General features: G+C 70.2%; 13 protein-coding genes and 1 pseudogene. 1 reads left to right on the top strand and 13 read right to left on the bottom strand.

All coding sequences use genetic code 11. The features are described from left to right. From AB7F93_RS08900 to AB7F93_RS08840, 13 genes and pseudogenes are all read right to left on the bottom strand, one after another. A pseudogene (locus AB7F93_RS08900) lies at positions 1 to 102 on the bottom strand (hydrolase TatD); the annotation flags it as partial. 2 nt (positions 103 to 104) lie between these two features. After that, on the bottom strand, positions 105 to 467 hold the full coding sequence (locus tag AB7F93_RS08895) for a PilZ domain-containing protein (protein WP_428302544.1): 363 nt from the start codon (positions 465 to 467) through the stop codon (positions 105 to 107). A gap of 30 nt (positions 468 to 497) precedes the next feature. Then, positions 498 to 1493 (bottom strand): DNA polymerase III subunit delta', encoded by a 996-nt coding sequence (holB, locus tag AB7F93_RS08890; protein ID WP_428302543.1) that lies wholly within the window; start codon positions 1491 to 1493, stop codon positions 498 to 500. Continuing rightward, positions 1490 to 2110: a dTMP kinase gene (tmk, locus tag AB7F93_RS08885; protein ID WP_428302542.1), complete on the bottom strand. Its 621-nt coding sequence runs from the start codon at positions 2108 to 2110 to the stop codon at positions 1490 to 1492. Before tmk ends, holB begins: the two co-directional genes overlap by 4 nt. Continuing rightward, positions 2107 to 3141, bottom strand: coding sequence for an endolytic transglycosylase MltG (mltG, locus tag AB7F93_RS08880; RefSeq protein ID WP_428302541.1), 1035 nt, complete (start codon positions 3139 to 3141; stop codon positions 2107 to 2109). Before mltG ends, tmk begins: the two co-directional genes overlap by 4 nt. A 176-nt stretch (positions 3142 to 3317) precedes the next feature. After that, entirely contained in the window at positions 3318 to 4559 is a 1242-nt protein-coding gene (gene fabF / locus AB7F93_RS08875; protein WP_428302540.1) for a beta-ketoacyl-ACP synthase II, read from the bottom strand. 36 nt (positions 4560 to 4595) lie between these two features. Next, positions 4596 to 4841: an acyl carrier protein gene (acpP, locus tag AB7F93_RS08870; protein WP_068803058.1), complete on the bottom strand. Its 246-nt coding sequence runs from the start codon at positions 4839 to 4841 to the stop codon at positions 4596 to 4598. A gap of 66 nt (positions 4842 to 4907) precedes the next feature. Continuing rightward, the gene (fabG, locus tag AB7F93_RS08865; protein WP_428302539.1) at positions 4908 to 5657 is read right to left on the bottom strand and encodes a 3-oxoacyl-ACP reductase FabG; all 750 of its coding nucleotides are present in this window, start codon (positions 5655 to 5657) and stop codon (positions 4908 to 4910) included. 21 nt (positions 5658 to 5678) lie between these two features. Continuing rightward, positions 5679 to 6614 (bottom strand): ACP S-malonyltransferase, encoded by a 936-nt coding sequence (fabD, locus tag AB7F93_RS08860; RefSeq protein ID WP_428302538.1) that lies wholly within the window; start codon positions 6612 to 6614, stop codon positions 5679 to 5681. 39 nt (positions 6615 to 6653) lie between these two features. Then, entirely contained in the window at positions 6654 to 7622 is a 969-nt protein-coding gene (locus AB7F93_RS08855; protein WP_428302537.1) for a beta-ketoacyl-ACP synthase III, read from the bottom strand. Continuing rightward, on the bottom strand, positions 7619 to 8635 hold the full coding sequence (plsX, locus tag AB7F93_RS08850; protein ID WP_428302536.1) for a phosphate acyltransferase PlsX: 1017 nt from the start codon (positions 8633 to 8635) through the stop codon (positions 7619 to 7621). Before plsX ends, AB7F93_RS08855 begins: the two co-directional genes overlap by 4 nt. Before the next feature lie 3 nt (positions 8636 to 8638). After that, positions 8639 to 8821, bottom strand: coding sequence for a 50S ribosomal protein L32 (rpmF, locus tag AB7F93_RS08845; protein WP_428302535.1), 183 nt, complete (start codon positions 8819 to 8821; stop codon positions 8639 to 8641). 11 nt (positions 8822 to 8832) lie between these two features. Next, positions 8833 to 9342, bottom strand: coding sequence for a YceD family protein (locus AB7F93_RS08840; RefSeq protein ID WP_428302534.1), 510 nt, complete (start codon positions 9340 to 9342; stop codon positions 8833 to 8835). Between the two features lie 129 nt (positions 9343 to 9471). Between AB7F93_RS08840 and AB7F93_RS08835 the strand changes: the two genes are divergently transcribed. Beyond that, entirely contained in the window at positions 9472 to 10062 is a 591-nt protein-coding gene (locus AB7F93_RS08835; RefSeq protein WP_428302533.1) for a Maf family protein, read from the top strand.

Raw genomic sequence — 10062 nt, 5'->3', positions numbered from 1 at the left:
AAAGTGCCCGACGCCGACCGCGGCGGCCTCCTGCAGCAGCGCGTCGACGCGCTCCAGGCTCGGGTCGATCAGGTCAAGATGGCAGTGCGAGTCGACCAGCATGCTCACATGGTGTGCGTGTGGCGCTCGCTGTTCAACGTGCCGGCGAGATAGGTCTCGATCTTGTTGCGAGCCACGCGGCTGCTGTCGTCGTCCACGAACTGCACGCCGACGCCCGCCACCTTGCCGTTCTGCGACCCGCGCGGGGTGATCCACACCACCTTGCCGGCAACCGGCAGCTTTTCCGTCTCGTCCATCAGCGTGAGCAGCAGGATCAGTTCGTCGCCGAGGTGCACCTGACGGCTGGTGGGGATGAACAGCCCGCCGCCGGCCACGAACGACATGTACGACGCATACAGCGCGTTCTTGTCGCGTATGGACACGGCGAGCACGCCGGTCGGGACTTCTGGCGCGGAGTTGTCGGCCATGGCGGACTCCTTCGACAGTCGGCCGGCGCGTCAGGCGCCGGTCCAAAGGGGGTACAGCAGGCGTTGCAGGGCGAGATCCTTGACCAGCGGATGCTCGCGCAGGCGCGTGAAATCCTCCAGCTCGGCCGCGAACGCCTGCAGGCGTTTGAGCGGCGCGGTATCCGCGACGCGGGCCTGCACATCACCGCCGGCGCGCCGCAGCGCATGGCGTAACCAGCCGTACAGCGCGGCATCCAGCGCCTCTTGCGGCAGCTTCAGCCAGTCGCGCGCCAACCGCAGCGGGTCGGCACTGCCGGCCAGCAGCCCGGCGAGTCCGCCGGTGACCTCGCGCCACACACTCGCGATGTCCATACCGAGCAAGTCCCGTGCCCGCAGCGGCGCCCCGCCGGCGAGATCAAGCGCAAGCTCCGCGTCGCCGCCGGTCGCGGACATCACCGCGCGGGCCTGCGCCGGCGACGGCGCATGCAAGCGCAGCGCCTGACAGCGACTGCGCACCGTCGCCGGCAAGCGCGCCGCACGCTGCGACAGCAGCAGGAACAGCGTGTTATCGGGTGGCTCTTCCAGCAGCTTGAGCAGCGCATTGGCAGCGGCGGTGTTCAGCGCATCCGCCGGCAGCAGCACGGCCAGCTTGTAACCGCCGTAGTGCGCGCTGGCGTGCAGGCGATCGTGCAGCTCGCGCACCTGCGCGACGTTGATGACGGTCGATGCCGTCTTGCGCGAGCTGTCGTACTGGCTGCGCTGGCCGGGGTAACGCGCCAGCGCCGGGCGCTGCTCATGATCGGGGCTCAGCACCACGCAGTCGGGGTGGCTGCCGGCGGCGTGCTGCTGGCAGCCGCGGCACTCGCCACACACGGCGTCACCACGCGGCTGTTCGCACAGCAGCCAGCCGGCCAGCGCCTCGATGAAAACGGCCTTGCCGATCCCGGGCGGCCCCGCCACCAGCAGCGCATGGTGCAAACGCCCGGCGGCGCGCGCCGCGCACACCGTCTGCCAGGGTTCCGCCAGCCACGGGAAGGGCGCGCTCACAGCAGCGCCCCCGCGGCGCGCTCGATGTCGGCCTGCACGGCGGCGGGATCGGCCGCGGCATCGACCACGCAGTAGCGCTGCGGCGCCTGCTGGGCGCGGTCGAGGTAAGCCGCGCGCACGCGCGCGTGGAACTCGACCGTCTCCCGCTCGAAGCGGTCTGCCGCGCCGCGCTTGCTGGCTCGGGCAAGGCCGGTCTCGACCGGCAGATCGAGCAGCACTGTCAGGTCCGGGCGGGCGCGGGGCGGCAGCAGCGCTTCGAGCGCCGCCACCGGCGCGGCCCCGAGCCCGCGCCCGCCGCCCTGATAGGCGTAGCTCGCGTCGACGTACCGATCACACACGACCCACTGACCGGCGTCGAGCGCCGGCAGGATGACGCGCGTCACGTGCTCGCTGCGGGCGGCGAACATCAGCAGCAGCTCGGTCAGGGGCGCCATCGGGGTGTCCGCTGGGGTCAGCAGCAACTCACGCAGGCGCTCGCCCAGCGGCGTGCCGCCCGGCTCGCGCGTCAACAGCACGGGCTTGCCGTGCCGCTCCAGAAAGGCCTTGAGTTCGACCGCCCGGCTGCTCTTGCCGGCGCCTTCGAGGCCCTCCAGCGTGATGAAGCGCCCGCCGTTCACGACCGGCACCGCGCGGCTTGCTGGCGCTGATAGCAGTCCACCGCCCGGTTGTGCTCGGCGAGCGTGCGCGAGAACACGTGGCTGCCGTCGCCGCGGGCGACGAAGTACAGATAGTCGACCGGCGCCGGGTGCAGCACGGACACCAGCGAGGCCTCGCTCGGCAGCGCGATCGGCGTCGCCGGCAGGCCGCGCCGGGTATAGGTGTTGTGCGGCGTGGCGGTTTGCAGATGGCGCCGCGTCAGATTGCCGTCAAAACTGCCGCCGAGGCCATAGATGACGGTCGAGTCGATCTGTAACGGCATGCCCTGGCGCAGGCGGTTCAGCAACACGGCCGCGACCAGTGCGCGCTCGTCGGCACGACCGGTTTCCTTCTCCACCAGCGAGGCCAGCGTCACGGCATCCTCGGCACTGGAGGGCGCATTCGCGCCGCGCGCCGCCCACAGCGCGTCAAGTCGCGCCCGCATGGCGGCGTGACTGCGCCGCAGCAGCGCAAGATCGGTCTCGCCGCGGGTCACGAAATAGGTGTCCGGCAGGAACCAGCCTTCGGCCGGAAGGGCCGGCGAGCCCAGCGCCGACATGATGTCGGCATCGCTTCGCCCACGCAGCGTGGCCGTCACCGCGGGCGCAGCCCAGATGGCGCCGAGCGCGGCGCGAAAGGTCGCGCCCTCCGGCAGGCGCACGGCGTGCCGCAACACGCGACCGGCGGCAAAGTCAGCGAGCAGACGGGCGGGCGTGGTGCCGGGCCTGATCGCATACTCGCCAGCGATGATGCGATCGCCCCGCCCGGTCAGGCGCGCCCAGGCGCGCAGCGCCCGTGGATGGTCAAGCTGGCCCGCGCCGGCCAACGCGTCCAGCACCGCGGCCAGGGTCTGCCCGGGCGCCACAACGACAGTGCCGCCGGTCGATATCGGCGACCCGGCGAGGTGGCCGAGCCACGCCAGGGTTGCCGCCACGAGGCACAGCAGCAGCGCCGCCGCGGTCGCAGCGCCGCGCCAGGAAAGTCGAGCGTGGCGAAGGTCAACGCGCGCCATGGGCGCCGGGGTGCGGCACGGGCTCAGAGTTTGCGAAGAAATGCACGTCCTGTGCATTTCTTGCGTCGCAAGTCCGGTACAGGCCCGGACTTGCTCCCCCGAATCAAGCCCTTGCGTGCTTGATTCTGGTCCGGCCATCCCTGACCGGCCTGAGAGCTTGAAAAATTCACAAGCTCTCAGCCCAGCCGGCCGAACACCAGCGAGGCGTTGGTGCCGCCGAAGCCGAACGAGTTGCTGATCACGTGCTCAAGTCGCATCGGCCGCGCGGTGTGCGGCACGTAATCGAGGTCGCAGCCCTCGCCCGGGCGGTCGAGGTTGATGGTCGGCGGCGCGACCTGATCGCGCAGCGCGAGCACGCTGAAAATCGCCTCGACGCCACCGGCCGCGCCAAGCAGGTGCCCCGTCATCGACTTGGTGGAGCTGACCGCGAGCCGGTCCGCATGGGCGGCGAAGGCGCGCCGGATGGCCACCGTCTCCGCCACATCGCCGGCCGGCGTGGAGGTGCCGTGCGCATTCACGTACTGCACGTCCTGCGGGTCGAGGCGCGCGTTGTGCAACGCCTGGCGCATGCAGCGGTACGCGCCGTCGCCGCTGCTGTCCGGCTGGGTCATGTGGTGGGCGTCACCGCTCATGCCGTAGCCGAGCACTTCCGCGTAAATCGTGGCGCCGCGCTGACGGGCGTGCTCGAGCTCTTCCAGCACCAGGATGCCGGCGCCATCGGCCAGCACGAAGCCATCGCGGTCGGCATCCCAGGGCCGGCTGGCGCGTTCGGGATCGTCGTTGCGGGTGGACAGCGCCCGTGCGGCCGCAAAGCCACCCAAGCCCATGGGCGAGGTGGCCATCTCGGCGCCGCCCGCCAGCATCACGTCGGCGTCGCCGTATTCGATCAGCCGCGCCGAGTCGCCGATGCTGTGCGTCGCGGACGCGCAGGCGGTGACCACCGACAGGTTCGGCCCCTTGAGACCGAACTGAATCGACACGTTGCCGGCCACCATGTTGATGATGTTGCCCGGCACGTAGAACGGCGAAATCCGCCGCGGCCCGCCATTGATGTAATCAAGGTGCCCGGCCTCGATGCCGGGCAGGCCGCCGATGCCGGAGCCGATGGCAACACCAATACGCTCGGCGTTGGCGTCGGTCACCTCAAGCCCGGCGTCGCGCAGGGCTTCCTGCGCGGCCGCGATGCCGTAATGGATGAAGGTGTCCATCTTGCGGGCTTCTTTCGGGGCGAGGTAATTCCCCACCTCGAAGCCCTTGACCGCCCCACCGATGCGCACGCTGAAGGCGCTCGTATCGAAGCCGGTAATCAGCCCGATCCCGCTGCGCCCGGCGAGGATGCCGGCCCACGAAGTTGGCACATCGAGGCCAAGCGGACTGACCATCCCCAGCCCGGTAATGACGACGCGTCGCTTACTCAAGTGGCAGCGGTCCCTCGTGGCGGCGGCCGGACGGCCTTACTTGCGGGAGGCCAGTTCCTTCTCGACGTAGTCGATGGCTTCCTGCACGGTGGTGATCTTCTCGGCGGCCTCGTCGGCGATCTCGCACTCGAACTCCTCTTCGAGCGCCATCACCAGTTCGACCGTGTCCAGCGAATCGGCGCCGAGGTCATCCACGAACGAGGAGTCATTGCTGACCTCGTCCTCTTTGACGCCGAGCTGTTCGACGACGATTTTCTTGACACGCTCTTCAATGCTGCTCATGGCTCACCAACCTCCCAGGGAAACAAAAAGGATTGCTGCGGGCTCGCAGCCGACGGCCCGGTCATCTCAGGCCAGGTACATGCCGCCGTTGATATGCAGTGTCTGGCCGGTGATGTAGCCGGCCAGCGGCGAGGCGAGATACGCGACCAGCGCCGCCACTTCACCCGCGTCGCCGAAGCGTCCGAGCGGTACCGATTGCAGCAGCGCCGTGCGCTGGTCGTCGGTCAGGGCGGCGGTCATGTCGGTGTCGATAAAACCCGGTGCTACCGTGTTCACGGTGATGCTGCGGCTGGCGAGCTCGCGTGCCAGGGCGCGCGTGAAACCGGCCAGACCCGCTTTCGCGGCGGCGTAGTTTACCTGTCCTGCGTTGCCCATGGCACCGACCACCGAGCCGATGTTGATGATGCGGCCGCGGCGGGCACGCGTCATGCCGCGCGCACAGGCCCGCGCCAGGCGAAACGCGGCGCCAAGGTTGGTGTCGAGCACCGTATCCCAATCGTCGTCCTTGAGCAGCAGCAGCAGATTGTCGCGGGTGATGCCGGCGTTGTTGACCAGGATCGAGACCGCGCCGTGCGCGCTCTTGACGGCCTCGACCAAGGCCACGGTGCCTTCGCGGTCGGCGGCGTTGAACACCATGCCGGCGCCCTTCAGCCCGGCGGCGGCAAGTTCGTCACCGATGCGCTGCGCGCCGGCCTCGCTGGTGGCGGTGCCGATCACGGTGGCGCCGGCCCTGGCCAGTTCAAGCGCGATTGCCTGACCGATGCCGCGGCTGGCGCCGGTCACGAGCGCGATTTCACCGTCGAGACGAATATCCATGCGGATCCTGTGTAGGTGCGGTCAGGTCAGCGCGGCGAGTGCCTGGCGCAGGCTGGCCGGGTCCTGCACGGCGAGGCTGTCGAGCTCGCCGCAGATGCGTTTGGTGAGGCCCGCCAGCACCTTGCCGGGACCGCATTCGACCACGTGCGTGACGCCGCGTGCGGCCATGGCCTCGATCACCTCCACCCAGCGCACTGGCGAATAAATCTGCCGGATCAGCGCGTCGCGGATGGCCGCGGGCTCGCTCACCTTGGCCACGTCGACGTTGTTGATCACCGGAACGGCGGGCGCCACGATCCTCGCCGCTTCGAGTGGCGGGGTCAGCGCCGCCGCCGCCGGGCGCATCAGCGCGCAGTGGAAGGGCGCGCTCACCGGCAGCGGCACCACGCGCTTGGCGCCGGCCGCCTGGGCCGCCGCCGACGCGCGCTGCACGGCCGCCGTGTGGCCGGCGATCACACTTTGCGGCGGCGCGTTGTAGTTGGCGACGGCGACGATCTCGTCGGCCGTCGCGGCGCTCGCACAGGCGGCCTCGACCGCCGAACGATCGAGCCCCAGCACCGCCGCCATGGCACCGGCGCCGACCGGCACCGCCTGCTGCATGAACTCGCCACGCTGCCGGACCAACTGCACCGCCTGCGCGAAGGGCAGCGCCCCCGCGCACACCAGCGCGCTGTACTCGCCGAGGCTGTGCCCCGCCATCACGGCCGGTGCAGGGCCGCCGGCGGCGAGCCACGCGCGCCACACGGCGACGCCCGCGGTCAGCATGGCCGGCTGCGTGACGGCGGTGAGTTGCAGTTCGCTTTCCGGGCCGTTCTGCACCCGGTGCCACAGGTCATAGCCGAGTGCGGTGCTCGCCTCGGCGAAAGTCTGCTCGACCTGCGGGAACTCGCCCGCCAGATCGGCCAGCATGCCGACCGACTGCGAGCCCTGACCCGGGAAAACCAATGCCAGTGTCATGCGGGAAATCCGGACGAAATGTCGAGGCAGGCCGCGGACTCAGAAGCGCAGCAGCGCCGAGCCCCAGGCGAAGCCGCCACCGAACGCCTCCAGCAGCAGCGTCTGGCCGGGCTTGACGCGCCCGTCGCGCACGGCGACGTCGAGCGCCAGCGGCACCGATGCGGCAGACGTGTTGCCGTGCTCGGCGATGGTGAGCACCACCTGCTCCATCGGCAGACGAAGGCGCTTGGCAATGGCGGCGATGATGCGAAGGTTGGCCTGGTGCGGGATCAGCCAGTCGATGGCGCCCTTGTCGAGGCCGTTGGCGGCGAGCGCCTCTTCCACCGACTCGCCGAGCTTCTCGACCGCGACGCGGAACACGTCGGAGCCCTCCATCACCATGTGCGGCGGGTTGTCGGCGAGCGTCGCATAGTCGTCCGACACCCAGCCCGGCACCCACAGCAGGTCCTTGTACTTGCCGTCAGCATGCAGGTGCGTCGAGAGAATGCCGGGCGTCGGCTCGCGCCGCAGCACCAGCGCGCCCGCACCGTCGGCAAACAGGATGCAGGTGCGCCGATCCTGCCAGTCGATGATGCGCGACATGGTCTCGGTGCCGATCACGAGCGCCGTGTCGGCGGCGCCGCTGCGCAGCAGGCTGTCGGCGACCGACAGCGCGTAGATGAAGCCGGCGCAGGCGGCCACCACGTCGAAGGCCGGGCCGCCGCCGATGCCGAGGCGGTTCTGCAGCAGGCAGGCGGTGCTCGGGAACACCTTCTCGGGCGTACAGGTGGCGACCACCACAAGACCGATCTCGGACGGCGCGATACCGGCCATGGCGAGCGCCTCGCGGGCAGCCTTCTCGCCCAGGTCGGTCGTGGTCTCGCCCGGCGCGGCGATACGCCGCTCGCGGATGCCGGTGCGCTCGAAGATCCACTTGTCGCTGGTCTCGACCACGCTTTCGAGATCGGCGTTGGTGACCACGCGCTCCGGCAGCGCGCTGCCGGTGCCGATGATGCGCGAGTACATCACGCCGTCAGCGCCTGCGGCTGGAAGTCGGCGAGACGCTCGCCGATGCGCCGCGGCACGTCGGCGCTGGCCTGCGCCGCGGCCTCGGCGATGGCCTGGGCGAAGCCGACCGCGTCTGCGCCGCCGTGGCTCTTGATCACGGGCGCCGGCAGGCCGAGCAGGCTCGCGCCGTTGTAGGCGCGCGGGTCGAGGCGCTTGCGCAGCGCGCGCAGCGCCGGCAGCGAGGCGAGCGCGCCGAGGCGCCGCCACGGCGAGCGCGTGAATTCCTCGCGCAGGAACTCGTTGATCATGCGCGCCAGTCCCTCGCTGGTCTTGAGCGCCACGTTGCCGACGAAGCCGTCGCACACCACCACGTCGGTGGTGCCGGCGTAGATGTCGTCACCTTCGACGTAGCCGTGGAAATTGAGGCCGCTGTCGCGGATCAGTTCGGCGGCGCGCTGCACGGTGTCGGTGCCCTTGGTCGCCTCGCTGCCGATGTTGAGCAGGCCGACGCTCGGATTGCGCCGCTTGCCAAGCGCCTCGACCAGCACCGCGCCCATCACGGCGAACTCGCACAACTGCTCGGCGCTGCACTCGGTGTTGGCGCCAAGGTCCAGCACGTAGGTTTCGCCGCGCAGCGTCGGCAGTGCGCGCACGATGGCCGGCCGCTCGATGCCCGGCAGCATGTGCAGCACGAAACGCGCCGTGGCCATGAGCGCCCCGGTGTTGCCCGCGCTGACGCAGGCCTGCGCCCGCCCGGCGGCGACCAGATCGATTGCCACGCGCATGGACGAATCTTTCTTGTTGCGCAGCGCCTTGGCCGGCGCCTCGTCCATGTCGACCACCTGGCTGGCGTGCTGGACGTCCAGCGGCAGCCTGGCCGCATCGGCCGGCAGCAGCGCGCGCACGGTTGCCTCGTCGCCGACCAGCACCAGACGCACGTCCGGGTGCCCGCGCACGAAGTCGATTGCCGCGGGAATCACCACGGTGGGGCCGTGATCGCCCCCCATGGCATCCACCGCAACCACCAGACCCAATGCTTACTCGCCCTTGCCGGTGTCGATGACCTTGCGGCCGCGGTAGTAGCCGCTCGGGCTCACGTGGTGGCGGCGGTGGATTTCGCCCGTGGTCGGTTCGACCGACAGCGTGGGCGGCTTCAGCGCGTCGTGCGAGCGACGCATGCCGCGCTTGGAGCGGCTCTTGTGGTCTTGTGCAACGGCCATGGTGGGTCCTGTCAGTCGTGATGCCCGCCGGGCGGGTCGTTTTTACGGAGGGAGGCGAGCGCCGCGAACGGCTGCCGCTTCCCCGCCTGCTGTGCCGGCACTGCCGAGGGTCCGCACGCGCCGTCGGCGTGGTGCGGATGGTCGGGCAGGGCCAACAACAATTCGTCTTCTACTAATTGAGTAAGGGATAGTTCCTGGTCTACGGGGCAGATCAGCGGTTCGTAGCCGTCCGGCAGGCGGGCAAGCTCGGCGTCGTCCCGCAACACACCTAACCGGATCGGCGCCTCAAGGCGCAAGGTGAACGGTTCAAGACAGCGCCGGCAGCGCACCGCCACCTCACAGCTCGCGCTGCCGGTCAGCACCGGCCGACCACCGGCCAACACCTGCCCGGCAAGCGTAACCTCTACCTCGCCCGCGCCGCTTTCAAGGAGTTCGCGAAGGCGCTCCATGCCTGCCAGCGGCAGCGTGCCGTGGGTCTGTCGGCCAGTCCTGGCCCACTCGTGCGGGTCGATCGCGTCCAAGGTGAGCCCCGTCATGAGGGCGCGAAGTGTAGTGGCGGCCTGACTTGGGTGTCAAAAATCCGGCCAGCCGGGGAGGCTGGCGCGCCTGGCTAGAATGATCACCCCGACTTCACTGGTTTATGGAGCCGCATGTCCGCCCCGCACTTGCCGCTGGTGCTCGCCTCCACCTCGCCCACCCGACGCGAGCTGCTCACTCGCCTGGGCCTGCCGTTCGAGTGCCGCGCGCCGCACGTGGACGAGACTGCCCTGCCGAACGAAACACCGGCCGCCTTGGCGCAGCGCCTTGCCCGCGCCAAGGCGGCCGCGGTCGCACGGGACTGCCCGCGCCACCTCATCATCGGCTCCGACCAGGTGGCGGTGGTTGGCGATCGGGTACTCGGCAAGCCCGGCGACCGCGCCCGTGCCGCCGCGCAGCTGGCGCTGGCGGCCGGCCGGGTGATGGTGTTCCAGACCGCGCTTTGCCTGCTCGACAGCGCAACCGGTCGGGCAGCGACGCGTCTGGTGCCGTTCGAGGTGGCGCTGCGGCCGCTCACCGCGGCCGACATCGACCGCTATCTCGACCGTGAGCAGCCGTTTGGCTGCGCCGGGTCGCTGCGCTCGGAAGGGCTTGGCGTCACGCTGTGTGAACGCATGAGCGGGGACGATCCGACCGCGCTGCTCGGCCTGCCGATGATTGCGCTCTGCGAGCTGCTGCGCGCCCAGGGCGTGCCGTTGCCGTAG

Source organism: Immundisolibacter sp. (assembly GCF_050250495.1).
Taxonomy (GTDB): Bacteria; Pseudomonadota; Gammaproteobacteria; order Immundisolibacterales; family Immundisolibacteraceae; genus Immundisolibacter.
The sequence above is the reverse complement of the archived record's forward strand: the minus strand, read 5'-3'. Positions and strand labels throughout refer to the sequence as shown.